Origin of the sequence: Ruegeria sp. HKCCD4884, from assembly GCF_013110855.1 — a bacterium.
GTDB lineage: Bacteria > Pseudomonadota > Alphaproteobacteria > Rhodobacterales > Rhodobacteraceae > Ruegeria.
This window is the reverse complement of sequence record NZ_WVRJ01000004.1, coordinates 173274-192637: the sequence shown is the minus strand read 5'-3', so window position 1 is coordinate 192637 and position 19364 is coordinate 173274. Positions and strand designations below refer to the sequence as shown.

Below are 19364 nucleotides of genomic sequence, written 5' to 3'. Positions count from 1 at the left end.
CCGCAGATTCATCTGTTTACCCCGAAACTGTGTCGAAACACCTGCCCCGGACATACCGTCTGTCACGGGCTGATGGGAATCGGCGCTATGGAAAACAAGAAACACGCGAATTTGCCCGATGGGTCAGAAAGCCCGTTGAACGCTGCGGTGTCGACTCGCGATCGTTCTATTGTGCAGATGGCAACCGAAGCGGTGAAGCACAAACAGTGCAAGCTGGCATTTCAACCGGTCGTGCAGGCAAACGCTCCTAATGGCGTTGCGTTTTATGAAGGGTTCATTCGTGTGCTGGACGAAACAGGGCGGGTTATTCCCGCCCGCGAGTTCATGCCACAACTCGAAAACACCCCGATTGGCCGGGATCTGGATTGCGTTGCGCTGGAGTTTGGGTTGCGAACACTGGTGAGAAACCCCGAGATTAGGCTTTCGATCAATATGTCCGCCCGCTCGATCGGGTATTCCAGGTGGTCGGCGACCCTGGATCGGTTCTTAAAGCGTGACGCTGCACTGGGCGAACGGCTAATCCTTGAAATTTCGGAAAGTTCGGCCATGCAAGTGCCGGAACTGGTCATCGATTTCATGGACCGCTTGCAGGATCGCGGCATTGCCTTTGCATTGGACGATTTCGGTGCCAGTAATTTTTGCTTTCGCCATTTTCGCGAGTTTTTGTTCGATGCTGCCAAGATTGATGGGCAGTTTGTCAGGGGGATCAGCAACAACCCCGACAATCAGACACTGGTGCGCGCTTTGATCGCTGTCGCCCGTGAATTTGAAATTCTGATCACCGCCGAATCGGTTGAAACACAGGACGACGCCGCGTTTTTGACCTCCAGCGGCGTGGATTGCCTGCAAGGCTACCTGTTTGGCGCGCCAAGTGTCGCTGCCCCCTGGAAACAGGAAAGCGTTTCAAAAACAGGAAGTTGACCTTGGGTTAGTCGGCAAAAATCGTGCATTTTCAACGCTGAGACAAGCTGTCCGTTGCTGCAAGTGCAGCATTACGCTATTGCATGAGTACTTGAGCGGGGAACACGGGGCGCTCTTGTTTCGGGGGGCTCCTCTCGACCTGCGCCGTCAGAAATTCCGCTGGCCCATGACGGTAAAGGACTGATCATATGACCAACGTAGTAATCGCATCCGCCGCACGTACAGGTGTCGGCAGCTTCAGTGGTTCGTTTGCGAACACCCCAGCACATGATCTGGGCGCCGCCGTCCTGGAAGCTGTTGTCGAACGCGCCGGCGTGGACAAAGGCGAGGTTAGCGAAACCATCATGGGTCAGGTTCTGACAGCCGCCCAAGGCCAGAACCCTGCACGCCAGGCGCACATCAATGCCGGTTTGCCGCAGGAAAGCGCAGCCTGGGGCATCAACCAAGTGTGTGGATCGGGTCTGCGCGCTGTCGCGCTGGGTGCCCAGCACATCCAGCTGGGTGACGCCGAGATCGTTGCCGCAGGTGGCCAGGAAAACATGACCCTTTCGCCCCACGCCGCCGCTTTGCGCGCAGGCCACAAGATGGGTGACATGAAGTACATCGACACCATGATCCGCGACGGTCTGTGGGACGCCTTCAACGGCTATCACATGGGTCAAACGGCCGAGAACGTTGCCGAAAAATGGCAGATCAGCCGCGACATGCAGGATGAATTTGCTGTTGCTTCACAGAACAAGGCCGAAGCCGCCCAGAAGGCAGGCAAGTTCGCGGATGAGATCGTGCCCTTCACCATCAAGACCCGCAAAGGCGACATCGTGATGGACAAGGACGAATACATCCGCCACGGCGCAACCATGGAAGCCATGGCCAAACTGCGCCCAGCCTTCACCAAGGATGGTTCGGTTACTGCGGCGAACGCTTCCGGCCTGAACGACGGCGCGGCGGCGACCCTGCTGATGTCCGCTGAAAATGCCGAGAAACGTGGGATTGAGCCTTTGGCCCGCATCGCGTCCTACGCAACCGCCGGTTTGGACCCGTCGATCATGGGTGTTGGTCCGATCTACGCCTCGCGCAAGGCGCTGGAAAAGGCAGGCTGGTCGGTTGACGATCTGGATTTGGTTGAGGCCAACGAAGCCTTTGCTGCGCAAGCCTGCGCCGTGAACAAGGACATGGGCTGGGATCCGTCGATCGTAAACGTCAACGGCGGCGCTATCGCCATTGGCCACCCGATCGGCGCGTCGGGCTGCCGTGTCCTGAACACGCTTCTGTTCGAAATGAAGCGCCGGGACGCCAAGAAGGGTCTGGCGACCCTCTGCATCGGTGGCGGCATGGGTGTCGCGCTGTGTGTGGAGCGCGACTAAGTGCACTGAAACCTAAATATCAAAGGGCGTCCGTCGGACGCCCTTTTTTGTTACAAAAGGCTCATACCCCTTGGATGCGACGATATTGTCACCCGAAAAAACCAATTCCACGACGAAACAATATTGCGCACGATCACCTCTCAGAGTAACAGCATTACCAAGACGACTAAAATTGAAGGAGTCATAAATGGCACGTACAGCACTCGTCACCGGCGGTTCCCGCGGCATTGGCGCAGCAATTTCCAAGGCGCTCAAAGCCGAAGGATACAATGTTGCCGCCACCTATGCAGGCAATGACGAAGCCGCCGCGAAGTTCACCGAAGAAACCGGTATCAAGACCTACAAGTGGAACGTCGCCGACTATGACGAATCCAAAGCTGGCATCGAAAAAGTCGAAGCCGAGGTTGGCCCCATCGACATCGTTGTCGCCAACGCGGGTATCACACGTGACGCACCGTTCCACAAAATGACACCCGATCAGTGGAAAGACGTGATCGACACCAACCTGACCGGCGTGTTCAACACAGTTCACCCTGTGTGGCCCGGTATGCGCGAGCGTAAATTTGGCCGCGTCATCGTCATCAGCTCGATCAACGGTCAGAAAGGTCAGTTTGCTCAGGTGAACTATGCCGCGACCAAAGCTGGCGACCTGGGCATCGTAAAGTCCCTGGCGCAGGAAGGTGCGCGCGCGGGTATCACAGCAAACGCGATCTGCCCCGGCTACATCGCAACTGAAATGGTCATGGCCGTACCAGAAAAGGTCCGCGAATCCATCATCGGCCAGATCCCAGCAGGTCGTTTGGGTGAGCCCGAAGAAATCGCACGCTGTGTGGCGTTCCTGGCCTCGGACGATTCCCAATTCATTAACGGCTCGACCATCTCGGCCAACGGTGCGCAGTTCTTCGTCTGATCCATTTATCAGAAGAAAAAACGGGCCGGTCCTTTTGGACCGGCCCTTTTTTATCCCGTAAGATCGCGCGCGCTGCGATCAGCGGGAACCGAAAATACGTTTCCAAAACTGCCAAACCACACGGCTGCGTTCTTGGTGGGCGCGCAGGATCGCCATCTGGGCGGCGGGATTTGTCGTCATCTCGATCATGGCTGTCTCCTATTCAAATCAGTTTTGTTTGACCTGAGATGAATATGAGGGTTACGTGGTAAAGCTACAAACGAGCTTTCTTGGGTGTTCAGTTAAGATTTACTTCACTATGAGCGACTATCTTCCCCCGCTTACCGCGCTCCGTGCGTTTGACGCCGCGGCCCGGCATATGTCTTTCGCAAAAGCCGCGGCAGAGCTGCATGTAACGCCAGCGGCCCTGTCCTTTCAGATCAAGTCGCTTGAGGAACATCTGGGCCGACCGTTGTTTCGCCGCCTGAATCGGGCCGTAGAGCTGACAGAGGCCGGGCGCGCTCTGGCACCCGGTGCTGCCGAAGGCTTTGCTACATTGCAAGCCGCGTGGCGCGCCGTGCGCAGGCAGGAAGATGACACCAGCCTGACTGTGACCGCCGGTCCCGCGCTGACAGCCAAATGGCTGGCACCGCGGCTTTACGAGTTTGCCCGCGCACACCCTGAGATCGATCTGAAGTTCTCGGCCACTCTGCGCAATATGGACCTTGAGCGGGACGATGTGGATGTCGCCATCCGCTTTGGCAATTCCGCGGACGAAGGGCTGTATTCCGTCCCTGTGCGAAAGGAATGGCTAACCCCGGTCATGACACCGGAACTGGCAGAACAATTCGCCACTCCGGAAAGCCTACGGCACGCCCCGTTGATCCATGACGATTCGATCAATTTCCTGACCCCGCCCTGCGACTGGCCAGCTTGGTTCCGTGCTGTAGGAGTCGATTTCACCCCGACTCACGGCGCGCATTTTTCAAATGCCGATCACGCGATTGATGCCGCCGTCGCTGGTGTCGGCGTGGCGCTTGGACGACGCGCAATGATCCTCAAGGACTTGACCGAAAGCCGCTTGGTCGCGCCGTTCAAGGTGGCTTTGGAAACACAGGGGCGGTTCCGGTTTCTTTGCCTACCAGGGGCCGAGAAGAAACCTCAGATCGCAGCGTTTCGCGATTGGTTCCTGACCGAGATTGAAAAAACCGCGCATATATCGGATGAGTTCAAGATCATACCGATTGAAGAGGTTTCCAACCGATGACCAAAATGCGCGCAACGGCTATCGGTTTTGTGGCCGTCTTGCTGTGGGCTTTGCTGGCTTTATTCACGGTCGGTTCTGCTCCCACGCCGCCCCTATTGCTGAACACAATCTGTTTTACGATTGGTGGCACACTTGGATTGATCTGGGCCGCTGCCACGGGCGGGTTGAGCAGTTTGAAACGCGTTCCCTGGACCACCTACTTGTTTGGTGCTTTGGGTCTGTTCGGGTATCACGCCCTTTATTTTTCTGCCCTGCGCATGGCCCCGGCTGCCGAGGCTGGTCTGATCGCCTATCTCTGGCCTTTGCTCATCGTGCTCATGTCGGGACTGCTACCCGGCGAGCATCTACGCATCGGGCATATGATCGGGGCCTGTCTTGGCTTTGCAGGTGCGGCCGTAATCATCGCAGGTGGCGGCGGCGCTGGTTTTCAGGCCCAACACCTGCCCGGATATGCATTGGCCCTGCTCTGCGCTCTGACATGGTCAGGCTATTCCGTTCTGTCTCGTAAGCTGGGCGACACGCCCACTAGTTCGGTCGCAGTGTTTTGCCTTGCAGCCGCAGTGGCGTCTGGCCTGCTGCACGTGTTTTTGGAAGACACAGCGTTTCCGGTCACACCCCTTGGCTGGGCCTCGGTTCTGGCGCTTGGCCTTGGGCCTGTTGGGCTTGCATTCTATGTGTGGGACATCGGTGTCAAGCAAGGCGACATTCAAATGCTGGGAACCTCGTCTTACGCGGCCCCTTTATTGTCAACGCTGGCTTTGGTTGTGGCCGGGATCGCCGCCCCGTCCTGGGGGCTTGCGATCGCGGCCTTGCTGATCACCGGCGGGGCCTTGATCGCGGCCCGCGCCAGCCTGAAGTCTTAGGCAGACAGGCGTTCGATCTCTTCCTTCAGTTTAAGCTTTTGTTTCTTCAACTGAGCAATATGGAGATCATCAATGCCCGGCGAGCGTTGGGCTTGTTCCACTTCGAGACCGAGAGATTCGTGCTTTTTCTTCAGTTCCGTCAGATGTGCGCTCACGCTCATTGCGATCCTCCTTGTTTACGTGTCTGTAGTTCACGTAAGAAGTTGACCACATCGTTTCCACCCTGTCACGCTGCACAAGCACAGAATCTGTAATAAATCCGACAAAATCGGCTGGTCATTGCCGATTGACGTCAGAACCGGGGCAATGGGGCGGCTTGCCGAAGCACCGCAGAAACCTGCTCGGTATAGCTTTCACCATCCGTTTCATGGCGTTCACCCTTGTGCAGAATCAAAGGGCCGTGGAGGCGAAATGCCGCACGACCGCCTTTGCGCGCCCGTAAAATCACCAGTTCGGCCTCACGACCTGTACGCGCACTAAGAGGCAACACTTCAACCGACCCCAGCCTGCCCGTGCAGGCCACTATCATATCCGGCAGGCGATCTGCCTTTTGGATCATATGCAGATACCCTTGCGGAGCCAGACGTTTGGCCGCCACTGAAATCCAGTCCTGCAAAGGTGTGTCTTCCCCCAACGCGATGCTGCGGCCGGTGTCGTTGGCGCGACTATGTGCTCCGGCCCGGTAATAGGGGGGATTGGCAATGACGTGATCGAACTGACGCTGCCGAATGGCTGTTGGCAAAGCTGTCAGGTCTGCCTCGACCAAATCCAGATCTACACCGTTCATTTCTGCGTTCCGACGCGCCAAATCTGCATAGGCGGGCTGTAACTCGACCCCGGTCAGCTTAAGACCCGGCACCCGAGCGGACAGGCACAGAATAGCGGCCCCCGCGCCACAGCCCAGCTCTAACACCGACTGGCCGGTCCGGGCAGGCACTGACGCGGCCAGAAAAACGGGGTCTACGCCAGCGCGATAACCGGCTTCGGGTTGCAGCAGTCGAACCCGGCCACCCAGGAAATCGTTACGGGTCAGTTCTTTGTCTTCAAAGCGGGTCATCGGCCCAGCGGAATCTCGTTATCGCGCATCACACGTTCGGCGCGAGTCAGATCTTCGGACCGCACCATCAGGCGGCGCGGAAAGATTCCGATACCACCTTCGAGGATGCTCATATTTACGTCCATCTGAAAGCAGTCTATATCCTCGCCTTCAAGAAGAGCGGATGCAAAGGCCAGGATTGTCGGATCGGTACTGCGCAATAGTTCTTTCATGGGGATGGATGTAAGGGCAAGGCGAGGCGGAAGTCGAGCCTTGTATCAGGAGTTTGATGACCGTCGACATGATTTCAAAACCGCATGAGCGCCTCGCCGAATTGTTGGCGGGCGAGATGGAGGCCGTGAACGGCCTGATCCGCACGCGGATGGCGTCGGACCATGCGCCACGAATCCCAGAGGTGACACAACATCTTGTGGAAGCGGGCGGAAAGCGACTGCGTCCGATGCTGACATTGGCGGCGGCGCGCTTGTTTGGGTATACCGGTGATCACCATGTGCGGCTTGCGGCCACGGTCGAATTTATCCATACCGCGACGCTGCTGCATGACGATGTGGTAGACGAAAGCGCCCAACGGCGCGGTCGTCCCACTGCAAATTTGCTGTGGGACAACAAATCCAGCGTTCTGGTCGGCGATTACCTGTTTTCACGCAGCTTCCAGCTGATGGTCGAAACCGGCTCGCTGCGGGTGCTGGACATTCTGGCCAACGCCTCGGCCACGATTGCCGAAGGCGAAGTGCTGCAGATGACAGCAGCTACCGATCTGCGTACGGATGAGAGCGTCTATCTGCAGGTCGTTCGCGGCAAGACAGCCGCCCTGTTTTCCGCCGCAACCGAAGTGGGTGGTGTGATCGCTGGCGCTTCGGAAGAACAAGTTAAAGCTCTGTTCGATTACGGCGATTCATTGGGGATTGCCTTCCAGATCGCAGACGACCTGCTGGACTATCAGGGCGACAGCAAAGCAACCGGAAAGAACGTGGGCGATGATTTCCGCGAGCGCAAGCTGACCCTACCGGTGATCAAAGCCGTGGCCCAAGCAACACCGGACGAGCGCGCATTCTGGGAGCGGACGATTGAAAAAGGCCGTCAACAGGAGGGCGATCTGGATCATGCGCTGCGCTTGATGGGCAAATACGCCACGCTGGAAGAGACCCGGCAGGACGCCTTGGGTTGGGCGAACAAGGCCAAGGCGTCGCTGGATGTGTTGCCGGATCACGAAATTCGCAGCCTGCTGCGTGAACTGGCAGACTACGTGGTCTCGCGTCTCAATTAAGCTGAGTGGCGCGGCACCACCAATCAGGATGCGCTGCGCCGATCTCATAGGCTGCGAAATGCGCGTCTTTCATCGTCGGATACAGCGCAAAGCAGGTTGACCCTGACCCCGACATTCTCGCGATGAGGGCGCGATTTGTCGTTTGCATTGTGTCCAGAACCTGTTCAATCTCGTGCGCAGCGCCGATTGCAGGCACTTCCAAGTCGTTACGCTGATCACTTAGCCACAAGGCGCAGTCGGTGGCGTTTTTAAACTCAGGGATATGCTCAGGCATCCGCGGATTGTCTCTGCTGGCCAGTGCCTTGAAAACGGCCCCCGTTGGCACATGCACATTCGGGTTGACCAACAACGCGGGCAAGGGCGGAAGGTTTACAGCACCCAGTTGATCACCAACGCCCTGCATTCTGATCGCTCGGCCTTCCTGACAGACGGGCACATCTGCCCCAAGTGACAGGGGCAGATCCGGCGGAGCGTCATAACCCTGCCCAGCCAAAGCCCCAAGCGTGGCCGCAGCATCTGACGAGCCGCCCCCAATGCCCGCTCCGTGGGGCAAGGATTTGCTGAGATCGATATGCCCGGTCCAACCCACACCTTCGGCAGCTTTCCACACCAGATTGCGGCTGTCCGCGGGGACGCCATCGGCAAACTCGCCGCGCACATTCATGGACAATGCAGGGCCGGGTTTGAACGTCAGTTGATCGCCCAAATCAGCAAAAACCACCAATGAATCCAACAGGTGATAGCCATCTGTCCGGCGGCCGGTCACATGTAGGGTCAGGTTGATCTTGGCTGGCGCAAACGCCTTAATTTCCATTAGCGACCTTCAAAGGCTCTGCACCTTCTTCGGCCAAAACGGCATCCAGCCCAACTTCGATCTTGCGGCGAATGCGCTCTGGGTCTGCTTCGCCATCCGTATCTTCGGGATCAATGAAGGACAGCGCCCGTTTCCACTGGAATTCAGCCTCGCGCGCACGGCCTACGGCCCAGTAGACATCGCCAAGATGGTCGTTCACCACCGGATCGACAGGCATCAGCTCAACGGCGCGTTCCATCTGCTCAACAGCTTCGTCATAACGACCCAGACGGAACAGGACCCAGCCCAAGCTGTCAACGATGTAGCCGCTGTCCGGGCGGGCCGCGACGGCGCGCTGGATCATGTCCAGTGCCTCGTCCAGCTTCTCTTTACGCTCGACAAGCGAATAGCCCAGATAGTTCAGAACCTGCGGCTGATCAGGGTTCAACTCAAGTGCGCGTCGGAAGTCAGCTTCGGCCTGATCCCACTGCTTCAGCCGCTCATGGCTGATGCCACGGGCATAGTGCAAGAACCAGTTGCCGCCCGCTGCGTTGTCCGTCAGCCCGATTGCCGTGTCATAAGACGTCACTGCCGCCTGATAGTTTTCCTGACGTCGCTGCAGATCGGCCAAAGCCACGTGCACACCCGGAAGGTCAGGGTCTTGTGCTGCAAGGTTTTGCAAAACCTCAACGGCGGCATCGGTTTTGCCTGAGCGGTCCAGTACTTCGGCCCGACCCAACTCGGCCGCGTGATGATCGTTGCTGTCTGCTGGAACCAAACGATACGCCGCAACCGCCAGATCATATTGCTCCAGTTGATCCAGAAGATCGGCGCTCAACAGAATGGCATCCACGTGGTCAGGGCGTAGAAAACTGGCCAATCGTGTATAGAGCAGAACGTAGTCCGGCGACGCCTCAGAGTTCAGCGCGGCACCAACGGTAAAGAAAATCTCGGCCATGCCATCCCGCGCCGAGCGGGCATGGGTGAAGGGGAGTGTTTCGCCCGCCTCCAGCTGGCTGGTGTAGGTTTCGATGGTCGGGTCGCTACCAGCAACAAAGACGTCCTCAAGAAACTGAAGGGCGTCTTCGTTCTGATCCAGCTGGGACAGCACTTCGGCTCGCGCCAAAGCCGCCCGACGCGTGAAACGCGCCACCGCACCGTCATTGTCTGCAAAGATGGCCTCGGCCCCTTCAAAATCGCCGATCGAGGCCAATGCCATGGCCTTGTGATACAACGCAAACTCTTTCAGGCCGTCTTGCGTGGCTACCGTATCGAACTGCTGCATCGCCTTGGTCATTTCACCCTGGCCCAAATGGGCCCAGGCGACCATCAACCCGTCCACCAGCGGTCCAACGCCCTGAGTTTCCGGATTGCGCGTTAAAAGGACGTCATACTTGCCATCTGCAACTAAATTGGCCGCAATCGCCATGCGCGCGGCCTGGCTGGGCAGGTTCGCTTCTTCGATCTGCTCGGCAACAGGTAAGGCGCGTTCAATCTCGCCCAGCGCAAGGCGTGCCACCACAACGCTTTCCAAAAGCAACGGGTTCTGTGAATCGAACTTCAGCGCCTGTGCATAATACCGTTCGGCAGCGGTATAATCACTTTCGTAAATTGCCTGCCGCCCGGCCAGATACGACCCTGCGCCCGAGTCTGAGAATGCCGGGACTGCGACCGACGACATGAGCAGCACGGACAGAGCCGCGCGACGAACCAGGGAAACCACCGAAATCCTGCCTTGCTATCGTTGACTGACAAACAAGCTAGGGCTTTGGCTGGCAAGAGGCAATGGCAGAGCCTTCACGACCCTGCCAGTGCCCAGTTTTTTGCTTACATGTTGGGATAGTTCGGACCGTCCCCACCCTGCGGCGTGGTCCAAGTGATGTTTTGGCTTGGATCCTTGATGTCGCAGGTTTTGCAATGCACGCAGTTTTGGAAGTTGATGACGAATCGCGGGCCCGCCGTTTCATCCTCGACCACCTCGTAAACGCCAGCTGGGCAATAGCGCTGCGCTGGTTCGTCAAACTTGGGCAGGTTGACCTTGACCGGCACTTCGGGGTCGGCCAGGCGCAGGTGGCAGGGCTGGCTTTCCTCGTGATTGGTCGCCGCGAAAGACACGTTGGTCAAGCGATCAAATGACAGCACACCGTCAGGCTTCGGGTAGTCGATGGGCGCGTGCTTACTGGCATCTTCGGTCGAGTCTGCATCGTTCTTGCCGTGTCCGACCGTCCCGAACAGCGAGAAGCCCAGCGTGTTGGTCCACATGTCCAGACCGCCCAGCATCAGCGATGCGGTCAGACCCCATTTCGACCAGATCGGCTTGACGTTGCGGACCTTCTTCAAGTCGCTGCCAATGGGACCATCGCGCACTTCGGTCTCGTATGCGGCCAGCTCATCACCCGAACGCTCGGCCTTGATGGCGTCGAACGCGGCCTCTGCCGCAGCCTTACCTGACAGCATCGCGTTGTGGTTACCCTTGATGCGCGGCACGTTGACCATGCCCGCCGAGCAACCCAGAAGCGCCACACCCGGTGCCACCAGCTTAGGCATCGACTGATAGCCGCCCTCGGTGATCGCACGCGCACCATAGGCCACGCGCTTGCCGCCTTTCAGCAGGTCGGCCACCATTGGATGGTGCTTGAAGCGCTGGAATTCCATGTAGGGATACAGGTGCGGGTTCTTGTAGTTCAGGTGAACCACGAAACCGACATAGACCTGATTGTTTTCAAGATGATAGATGAACGACCCACCACCCGCGTTGCTGCCCAGCGGCCAACCCATTGTGTGCGTGACCGAACCTTCTTTGTGCTTGGCCGGGTCGATCTCCCAGATCTCTTTCATGCCAACGCCGTATTTCTGCACTTCTTTGCCAGCTTGCAGATCGTATTTGGCAATAACTTCTTTGGACAGCGAGCCGCGCACGCCTTCCGACAGGAAGACATATTTACCATGCAGCTCCATGCCCGGCTCAGTGTTAGGCCCGTACGAGCCGTCAGCTTCCAGACCAAAGACACCGGCGACAACGCCTTTGACTTCGCCATTTTCGCCATAGACCAGTTCCGAACACGCCATGCCCGGGAAAATCTCAACGCCAAGCTCTTCTGCCTGTTCCGCCATCCAGCGGCAGACATTTCCCATCGAGACAATGTAGTTGCCGTGGTTGTTCATCAGCGGCGGCATCGGGAAGTTGGGGATACGCAGCTTGCCAGCTTCGCCCAGCATGTAGAAGTTATCTTCGTGCACAGGCACGTTCAGCGGTGCGCCCTTTTCTTTCCAATCAGGGATCAGCGCGTCCAGACCACAGGGGTCAAGCACCGCACCAGACAGGATATGCGCGCCAACTTCCGAGCCTTTTTCCAGAACCACGACGTTCAGGTCGGCATCCAGCTGTTTCAGACGGATGGCCGCCGACAGGCCCGCGGGGCCTGCACCCACGATCACCACGTCGTATTCCATCGCTTCGCGTTCAATCTCGGCCATCGCGGGCTCCTTAGCTAACTTTCCGAATTGGCGCTTTCTACATGCGGTCGGCGCAATTTTGTTTCACGGCTGATTACATGGTTGCAAAGACCTTGGTCAATCGAAACACGGCGTAACAATGCCGCTATTCGACACTTCAAGCCTCTGGTGTGTCCCCCATCAGATACCTGGGACCGCTACCATTGGATTTTACCCGGTCATCGGGGTTGTAAAGCGCACATTTTGGCAGGCTGAGACACCCACACCCGATGCACCCATCCAGATTGTCGCGCAACCGCGTCAGCGTATCGATTCGCTGATCCAGATGAGCGCGCAACTGCACGCTTATGGCCTTCCAATCCTGCGGCGTTGGGGTGCGGTTTCCAGGCAGACCCGACAGCACCTCGCGGATTTCGGGCAGGGTCAGACCAAATTGCTGCGCAATCATCACAAAGCTCAACCGTCGGATATCTGCGCGCTGATAGCGCCGCTGTCCGCCCGAGTTGCGCCATGGCGAGATCAAGCCCTGCGCCTCATAGTAACGGATAGCTGACACCGCCAGCCCGGTACGCCGGGCCAGTGCACCGATTGCCAGCCCTTCTGAAACAGCCATCACATCCTCAAAAAAATACCTTGACCTAAAGTTAGGTTTAGAAATTAGCTTGAGTCGGGACAAGCCTAAAAACAGGAGATCCCATGATGGCAACGCTTGAACACACCAACTTCACTGTCCGCGACCCGCAGGCTTCAGCCGCATGGATGGAGCAGGTCTTTGACTGGAAAACCCGCTGGGAAGGGCCGGCAACCTTGGGTGGCTACACTGTCCATGTGGGCAGTACGCATACATATCTGGCGCTGTATGCGCCGCAAGACCCCAAACCCCTGGCCAACAGCAGCTATGACGTTGTTGGCGGCCTCAATCATGTGGGCGTGTTGGTGGAAGATATCGATGCGACCGAAGCCAAAGTTCGAAAAGCAGGGTTTGAGCCTCATAACCACGCAGATTACGAACCGGGGCGCAGGTTCTACTTCCGTGACGATAACGGTATCGAGTTCGAGGTTGTACAATATGATTGAGATGATGTGGCTTTGCACCCCTTCGCAGCGATGGCACAGATCCCGGCACCCTGATCATCGCCACAGACCGCAGCCAAAATCCACACGACGGCGCGAAGTCGCGAATTGATCGCTGCAACTGCTGTCCCCTCTTGCAATTCACGCAGTATTTGGGTCAGGTAACTGCCAACCCTACATTCGCCCCGACGCTTCCGTGCGGCGGGGCGACTCAATTTATACGTGGACGTAGAGAGTATGGAAAAGATCCCGATGACGCCTGCGGGCAATGCCGCGCTTGCGGCTGAGCTGAAGAACCTCAAATCCGTTGAACGCCCGGCGATCATCGAAGCGATTGCCTCGGCACGCGAGTTGGGCGACCTGAAGGAAAACGCCGAGTATCACTCGGCCCGTGAAAAGCAGGGTTTCATCGAAGGTCGCATCAAAGAGCTGGAAGGCATTCTGTCGCTGGCCGATGTCATTGATCCGGCAAAGCTGTCTGGGGCAGTGAAGTTCGGTGCAAAGGTGACCCTGGTCGACGAAGACACTGATGAAGAGAAAACCTGGCAGATCGTTGGCGAGTACGAAGCCAATATTGAAGCCGGCCTGCTGAACATCAAGTCCCCCATCGCTCGTGCCCTGATTGGCAAGGACGAAGGCGACAGTGTTGAAGTGCGCACACCCGGCGGCGTGCGTTCTTATGAAATTCTGAGTATCGAGTACGCCTGACCGGAGCGCATGTAATGTCGGGGCCCAAACCTGACCCGGAAACTGAAAAACCGACCTCGCTGGGCATCTATGATCGCCCAAAGGCACCGGCTTTGACTGAAATTGAGATTGCCGCACTGGTGCTCAGCCTGATCTGGCTGGTGGTGTCGGTTGTCTTCCTGGTGCTTCCGGAACAGGGTCAAAGCGGTGGGTTCATCGTCACCTTTCTGGCGGTGTTTATGCCCGTGGCCATGATCTGGGTTGCGGCCACGGCAATGCGTGCCAGCCGGGTCATGCGCGAAGAAAGCGCACGGCTGCAAACTGCGATTGATGCCATCCGGCAGGCCTATGTGGCGCAGCAGCAGCGGGCCTCGAGCACCTATGAGCCAGCTGTGAGCAAAAAGCTGGACGAAATCGCAGCGGCCACCCGGAAAACGGAAAACGCGCTGGCGACGTTTTCAACCAAGCGCACCAGTCCGACCGCCAGTGCGACGCAGGCCTCTGCCCCTGGCGACCAAACCTCGCTGGAGCTGGGAACACCTGCGGAAGACATCGCGCCGCCGCTCAGCACAGCCATTTTCATCCGTGCTCTGAACTTCCCGGAAACGCAGGATGACACCGAAGGCTTCAACGCATTGCGTGTCGCGCTGAAAGACCGCAAGACAGCGCAGCTTGTACAAGCCTCGCAGGACGTTCTGACTCTGCTCAGCCAGGAAGGCATCTATATGGATGACCTGCGTCCCGACATGGCCCGGCCAGAAATCTGGCGCCAATTCGCCCAAGGCACACGCGGCCGCGCAGTGGCCGCGTTAGGAGGTGTCCGCGACAGGTCCTCACTGGCGCTGACAGCAGCACGGATGAAACAGGACCCGATTTTCCGCGACGCTGCCCATCATTTCCTGCGTCGTTTTGACAAGATGATGGCCGAGTTTGAACCCACCGCAAGCGACGCGGAACTCAGCGCGCTGGGTGAAACGCGTACTGCAAGGGCCTTTATGTTGCTGGGTCGCGTGGCAGGAACCTTCGACTAGGAATGTGCCACAGGCCAAGACATCTTGGTCGCGCTGCTAAAGCCGAAGAGGTATTTGAGCGGCCCGGTTTTTTCCTCACCCACTGGCCGAAACCCTTCGCGCTCGTACAAGGCCCGGGCGCGCGGGTTGGTATCGATCACATCCAGCTGAACCTCGGACATGCCCTGATCGCGAGCCTCTTGTTTAATGGCATTCAAAAGGGCCGTACCCACACCTTTGCCACGGGCATCAGCAGCGACAAATATGCCATCCATCTGAAACACTCCCGGTTTCAGTTCACGTTCCAGAAGGCTTAATATGCAGGCGCGCCACACGGCCCCGAACCAGCCATAGGTTCCGGCGAGATCAGACATCCTGCCACCAGCCAAACCGCCGTCGCGCGTTTTGAACCCCGCCAGCCCCAACATATGACCCGCGTCATCGCGCGCGACGAGCGCGAAATTCGGGTTCAAAGCGATTTCAAAGAAGGCCAAACCTTTTTCTTCTGGCCCCATGACCTTATGCAGCTTGGCCGAAAACGCCTGCCAGAACAGCGCCGCTGCCTGCGCGCGTTCGTGATCAGCGAAGCCGGATGAAATCGCGATGCTCAAATACCAAAGCTCCCATACGGTATGAAACGCACGGTATCGCCCGGTTTGATCTGCCGCGCGCCATCCTCGATTTCGACCAGCCCTTCGGCCCAGCTGAGGCCACTGATCCGGCCCGAGCCTTCCGAATGAAACACTTCGACCCGCCCATCCCGCATCCGGGCGCGCAAGTATTCACGGCGGCCCGGTTTTTTGCGTTTCTCAAACGCGGCAGGAACGTCAAATCCTTGCGGTTCCGTCCAGCCTTCGCCTGACATCAAGCCCAGTGCAGGACGCGCAAAGATCAACGTGCAGACCATGGCAGCAACCGGGTTGCCCGGCAGGCCAAACACCGGCACGCCTGACCACAAACCCAAAGCCAGCGGGCGCCCCGGCTTTAACGCGATCCGCCAGTGCTGCATCGCCCCCGCCTCTTGCAACAAGGCAGACACATGATCTTCATCGCCTGCTGATGCGCCTCCGCTGGTCAGGATCACATCAGCCTGTGCTGAGGCTTGATCCAACCGTTCCCGCAAAGCATTCCGGTCATCTGCAACACGCCCTATGTCAACAGGCACAAATCCCATGCGTTCGATCAACGAAAGCAGCATCGGGCGGTTGGCATCGAAAATCTGTCCCGGACCTGCGCTTTCTCCGGGTTCGATCAATTCATCACCGGTCGAGATCACCGCCACACGCAGCGGCTGACGCACATTCACCTGCGCGATACCCACAGCAGACAGCAACGCGAGATCGGCAGGAGTTAACCGACGCCCGGCGGGCAAAGCCACATCACCTGCCATCACATCTTCACCCGCGCGCCGCGTGTTCGCGCCTTTTTTCAGCGGACCGCGGAAGGCAATATGCCCGTCTTTGACCGTGACATCCTCTTCCAGAATAACCGTATCCACACCATCAGGCAGTGCTGCGCCCGTCAGGACACGCAAGGCCAGGCCGTCGGGCACGTGACCATCAAACGGAATCCCTGCCGCCGCGCGCCCATCAATCAACGGCATGACCTGAGCGCCTTCCGGGACGGGGCCCGCAAACCCGAACCCATCCACTGCCGTGTTGGGCTGGGGCGGATTTGAGCGTTGGGCGATCACATCCTCGGCCAGAATGCGGCCACTTGCCTTGGACAGCTCAAGCGTTTCCACTGACGTGATCAGATGCAATCTGTCGCGCAGATAGGCCAACGCCTCGTCTACAGGTGTCCACTCCACCCCGGCAGGCAACGCGAAACAATCGTTTCGCAATGGCGGCGGGGCTATGTTCGGCTTGTCCTGAGCTACACCCAATATCCAACCTTCCTCTGCCGCTGAGACATTCAATTGCGCATCCAACTCCTGCTCTGTCAAACGTGACAGAGTCAAGGCGACCTGTTCGACCTGCCAGGCATCCTTGATCCTTCCCTTCGGAGGTTTGCCTAAGTTGAGCGAGGGCCAGATTTCCACAAAAGCAACTGGCTTATCCAGTGTTTCAAACGGCCAGACCGCGATCTTTCCCCCGAAAAGGTGGCGGAGGCGGTTCAGAACCGGAAGCCCCATCATCACCTGCCCGCCAACAGCCCCCGCACCTGCCATCTGCCAGCAGGTAAAGCTACCCCTGGCCAAGGTTTCTACATCGCGGCGGTCCGGGAAAGGATTAGAATAGTCCGCTTTTCTGCGTGGCAGACCGTCGATGTCACGACGCAAACCGTTCATCCAGAACGGGCCTTTTCCGCCAAATTTCAAGTTGATCCGGCCTGCCAGATCAAATCGGTTATTCGCCTTGGGCGTATCCTCAATATGCCGCTCGAACCAGTCCCACAAAACCAGCGGGTCGTCCGAACCCGTCACCGCCCGGGCAAACCCTGCCGGATAGCCAAACGGGAAATCGAACCCCAGAAACAGGCGGCGACCGGCCTCAAGATCGGTACGGATCAGAGTCTCAAGCCACTGTTCGGCGACCTCCCTGTTGCGCAGGTATTCGGGTTGCAAAACGTGCCCTTCGCGCACAATGCTGGCCCAAATCGCATCTTTGCGCGGGGTCGGCCCGGTGTCGTTTCCACCAGACCAATCCACCATGGCAAAAGTCTGGAACAGGCTCACAAACCGACCTCTTTGAGGATGAAGTCGGCAATTCCGGCAGTGTCGTCCAAGTCGAAAACCGGGCGGTCCAGATCTAGCGGAGTGTCGCTGGCCACGGCCCGAATAGTCTTGTTCTTTGGGGCCATCAGCGCATGGCCCGCCTCAGCGCGGAAAGCTTCAACTTTTGGATGGTCTTCGCGCTTGAAACCTTCAATCAGCACCAGATCAACCGGTGAAAGCCGGGCCAAAAGATCGGCCAAAGGGGGCTCTGGCGTGCCGCGCAGCTCTTGCATCACGGCAATGCGCTGACCTGAGGCAAGCAGAACTTCACTGGCCCCTGCGACGCGGTGGCGGTGACTGTCGGTGCCGGGTTGATCCACATCGACATTGTGATGCGCATGTTTGACAGTCGACACAGTAACGCCCCGGCCTGTGATCTCGGCCACCAGCCGTTCCATCAGTCCGGTTTTGCCAGCATTCTTCCAGCCGGTGACGCCAAAGACCCTCATGCCTGCTCCAACAATGTTCGGGCGCGATCCAGATCTGCCGGCGTGTTGACGTTGAAGAACGGGTCAAACGGGTCGGCGTCGAACAAAGCCTCTCGCCCATCATGTTTATCGGTCCACAGCACCACCTTGCGCAGCCCGTCCGTCAGCGCCACCCGCAGATCGTCGCGCAGCGCGACAGGCCAGAGGCCAAAGGTTGGATGCCGGTTAACCCGCTTGCCACCGCCGGATTTCAGCGCCTCGTCCCCGGTGCGCGGGGTTGTGGCCAGAACCAGAGGGTGTACTTGCCCCGCTGCTGCATCTTGCAGCCGCACCACTAAATCGCGTGGGAAGAACGGCGTGTCAGCAGCAGCGGTCACAATGCTGTCCGCGCCTTGCTCTGCCGCCCAGTCGAGCCCGGCCAAAACCCCGGCCAAAGGCCCCGCAAACCCTTCGATTGTGTCAGGAAGCACAGGCAGGTTCAGATCGGAAAACCGCTCGGGGTCGCCGTTGGCGTTCAGAGCCAGCCCACTGACCTGTGGGGACAAACGGTCAATCACATGTGAGAGCAAGCTTTGCCCATTGATCTGCAACAGGCCCTTGTCACCGCCGCCCATCCGGGTCGCCAGCCCGCCTGCGAGGATGACGCCCAAAGGCTTTTCTTCCACGTCACTCATTGGCACTCTTCCGACGATGCTTCTTGTCTTCGACCGCAACGGTTGACGGATCCACGTCGCGCAGCAGGCGGTCCTCGCCCGACAGGCAGACAAAGCGCTGTCCGCGCATCCGGCCAATCAGGGTCAGCCCAACCTCGCGCGCGATCTCGACGCCCCAAGCGGTGAAACCCGAACGAGACGCTAATACAGGGATACCCATCATAGCTGTTTTGATCACCATCTCGGATGTCAGGCGACCTGTAGTGTAAAGGATCTTGTCCGCCGCACCCTCGCCTTCGGACAACATCCAACCCGCGATCTTGTCGACGGCGTTGTGGCGGCCCACATCCTCCATGTAGACCAGCGGGCGGTTTTCATTACACAGGACCGTGCCGTGAATTGCCCCCGCCTCAAGATACAGCGACGGCGTGCGGTTGATTTTAGAGGCCAGATCGTAGAGCCATGAGGTTCGCACCTGAACCTGCGGTAACTGCACGTCCTCAAGCCCCTCCATCATGTCGCCAAACACCGTTCCGACGGCGCAGCCGCTGGTCCGGGTCTTTTTCTTCAGCTTGTCTTCGTATGATGTCTCGCGCGCTGTTCGCACAACAACGGTCTCAAGCTCGTCGTCATACTCCACACGGGTAATCTGATCATCCGCAAGCAGCATCCCCTGATTGCGCAGGAAGCCCAGCGCCAGATATTCGGGATAGTCACCAATCGTCATAGCCGTCACGATTTCCTGAGAATTGAGGAAGATCGTCAACGGGCGTTCCTCGACCACCGAGATCTGGCTGACCTCGCCGTTCTGGTCCACACCCACAACCGCACGGGTCAGGCGAGCGGCGCCGGGATCGGGCGCGATAAGATAGTCTGACAGGTCGAGTTCCGTGGCCAATTGCAACCCCTTCTCAAGACA

At 58.2% G+C, this 19364-nt stretch carries 21 protein-coding genes; 9 read left to right on the top strand and 12 right to left on the bottom strand.

Translation table 11 applies throughout. From position 1 onward, the window contains the following. Positions 1-87 precede the first annotated feature (87 nt). From GS636_RS07990 to GS636_RS07970, 5 genes are all read left to right on the top strand, one after another. Positions 88-921 (top strand): EAL domain-containing protein, encoded by an 834-nt coding sequence (locus GS636_RS07990; RefSeq protein ID WP_171669080.1) that lies wholly within the window; start codon positions 88-90, stop codon positions 919-921. Between the two features lie 188 nt (positions 922-1109). Further along, positions 1110-2285 carry an acetyl-CoA C-acetyltransferase gene (locus GS636_RS07985; RefSeq protein ID WP_171093726.1) on the top strand — a complete coding sequence of 392 codons (1176 nt, stop codon included), beginning with the start codon at positions 1110-1112 and terminating at the stop codon, positions 2283-2285. A 187-nt stretch (positions 2286-2472) separates the two neighbouring features. Continuing rightward, positions 2473-3195, top strand: coding sequence for an acetoacetyl-CoA reductase (gene phbB / locus GS636_RS07980; RefSeq protein ID WP_171093728.1), 723 nt, complete (start codon positions 2473-2475; stop codon positions 3193-3195). 298 nt (positions 3196-3493) lie between these two features. Then, positions 3494-4441, top strand: coding sequence for a transcriptional regulator GcvA (locus tag GS636_RS07975; RefSeq protein ID WP_171669079.1), 948 nt, complete (start codon positions 3494-3496; stop codon positions 4439-4441). Then, positions 4438-5304, top strand: a complete 867-nt coding sequence (locus GS636_RS07970) for a DMT family transporter (RefSeq protein WP_171669078.1) — start codon at positions 4438-4440, stop codon at positions 5302-5304. Before GS636_RS07975 ends, GS636_RS07970 begins: the two co-directional genes overlap by 4 nt. On the opposite strand, the gene GS636_RS07965 is transcribed toward GS636_RS07970, so the two are convergent. The 3 genes from GS636_RS07965 to GS636_RS07955 form a co-directional block, all read right to left on the bottom strand. Next, positions 5301-5465, bottom strand: coding sequence for a YdcH family protein (locus GS636_RS07965; protein WP_083445267.1), 165 nt, complete (start codon positions 5463-5465; stop codon positions 5301-5303). The genes GS636_RS07970 and GS636_RS07965 overlap by 4 nt on opposite strands. Before the next feature lie 131 nt (positions 5466-5596). Continuing rightward, a complete protein-coding gene (locus GS636_RS07960) occupies positions 5597-6361 on the bottom strand; it encodes a tRNA1(Val) (adenine(37)-N6)-methyltransferase (RefSeq protein ID WP_171669077.1) in 765 nt (254 codons plus the stop codon). After that, positions 6358-6573, bottom strand: a complete 216-nt coding sequence (locus GS636_RS07955; protein ID WP_152456800.1) for a DUF2007 domain-containing protein — start codon at positions 6571-6573, stop codon at positions 6358-6360. The genes GS636_RS07960 and GS636_RS07955 overlap by 4 nt, the downstream gene beginning before the upstream one ends. Positions 6574-6629: 56 nt before the next feature. On the opposite strand from GS636_RS07955, the gene GS636_RS07950 reads away from it, so the two are divergent. Beyond that, a complete protein-coding gene (locus tag GS636_RS07950; protein ID WP_171183916.1) occupies positions 6630-7628 on the top strand; it encodes a polyprenyl synthetase family protein in 999 nt (332 codons plus the stop codon). Here the strand turns inward: GS636_RS07950 and GS636_RS07945 are convergent. From GS636_RS07945 to soxR, 4 genes are all read right to left on the bottom strand, one after another. Next, positions 7621-8442 carry a 4-(cytidine 5'-diphospho)-2-C-methyl-D-erythritol kinase gene (locus tag GS636_RS07945; protein WP_171669076.1) on the bottom strand — a complete coding sequence of 274 codons (822 nt, stop codon included), beginning with the start codon at positions 8440-8442 and terminating at the stop codon, positions 7621-7623. The genes GS636_RS07950 and GS636_RS07945 overlap by 8 nt on opposite strands. Further along, positions 8432-10102 (bottom strand): tetratricopeptide repeat protein, encoded by a 1671-nt coding sequence (locus tag GS636_RS07940; RefSeq protein ID WP_171669191.1) that lies wholly within the window; start codon positions 10100-10102, stop codon positions 8432-8434. Before GS636_RS07940 ends, GS636_RS07945 begins: the two co-directional genes overlap by 11 nt. Positions 10103-10248: 146 nt before the next feature. After that, positions 10249-11898, bottom strand: a complete 1650-nt coding sequence (locus GS636_RS07935) for an electron transfer flavoprotein-ubiquinone oxidoreductase (RefSeq protein WP_171669075.1) — start codon at positions 11896-11898, stop codon at positions 10249-10251. 136 nt (positions 11899-12034) lie between these two features. After that, entirely contained in the window at positions 12035-12490 is a 456-nt protein-coding gene (gene soxR / locus GS636_RS07930; protein WP_171647400.1) for a redox-sensitive transcriptional activator SoxR, read from the bottom strand. An 83-nt stretch (positions 12491-12573) separates the two neighbouring features. On the opposite strand from soxR, the gene GS636_RS07925 reads away from it, so the two are divergent. The 3 genes from GS636_RS07925 to GS636_RS07915 all read left to right on the top strand — a co-directional run bounded on the left by GS636_RS07925 (position 12574) and on the right by GS636_RS07915 (position 14669). Further along, a complete protein-coding gene (locus GS636_RS07925; RefSeq protein ID WP_171183909.1) occupies positions 12574-12954 on the top strand; it encodes a VOC family protein in 381 nt (126 codons plus the stop codon). 234 nt (positions 12955-13188) lie between these two features. Beyond that, on the top strand, positions 13189-13659 hold the full coding sequence (gene greA, locus GS636_RS07920) for a transcription elongation factor GreA (RefSeq protein ID WP_171669074.1): 471 nt from the start codon (positions 13189-13191) through the stop codon (positions 13657-13659). 14 nt (positions 13660-13673) lie between these two features. Beyond that, positions 13674-14669 (top strand): hypothetical protein, encoded by a 996-nt coding sequence (locus tag GS636_RS07915; protein WP_171669073.1) that lies wholly within the window; start codon positions 13674-13676, stop codon positions 14667-14669. Here GS636_RS07915 and GS636_RS07910 read toward each other — a convergent pair. Genes GS636_RS07910 through GS636_RS07890 form a run of 5 tightly spaced genes read right to left on the bottom strand, consistent with a single transcriptional unit; the run spans position 14666 to position 19349 of the window. After that, positions 14666-15259, bottom strand: a complete 594-nt coding sequence (locus tag GS636_RS07910; RefSeq protein WP_253762692.1) for a GNAT family N-acetyltransferase — start codon at positions 15257-15259, stop codon at positions 14666-14668. The genes GS636_RS07915 and GS636_RS07910 overlap by 4 nt on opposite strands. Further along, positions 15256-17301: a gephyrin-like molybdotransferase Glp gene (glp, locus tag GS636_RS07905; protein WP_171669190.1), complete on the bottom strand. Its 2046-nt coding sequence runs from the start codon at positions 17299-17301 to the stop codon at positions 15256-15258. The genes GS636_RS07910 and glp overlap by 4 nt, the downstream gene beginning before the upstream one ends. 20 nt (positions 17302-17321) lie before the next feature. Beyond that, on the bottom strand, positions 17322-17813 hold the full coding sequence (gene mobB / locus GS636_RS07900; RefSeq protein ID WP_171669072.1) for a molybdopterin-guanine dinucleotide biosynthesis protein B: 492 nt from the start codon (positions 17811-17813) through the stop codon (positions 17322-17324). Further along, a complete protein-coding gene (gene mobA / locus GS636_RS07895; protein ID WP_171669071.1) occupies positions 17810-18466 on the bottom strand; it encodes a molybdenum cofactor guanylyltransferase MobA in 657 nt (218 codons plus the stop codon). Before mobA ends, mobB begins: the two co-directional genes overlap by 4 nt. Beyond that, the gene (locus GS636_RS07890; protein ID WP_171669188.1) at positions 18459-19349 is read right to left on the bottom strand and encodes a formate dehydrogenase accessory sulfurtransferase FdhD; all 891 of its coding nucleotides are present in this window, start codon (positions 19347-19349) and stop codon (positions 18459-18461) included. Before GS636_RS07890 ends, mobA begins: the two co-directional genes overlap by 8 nt. Positions 19350-19364 lie beyond the last annotated feature (15 nt).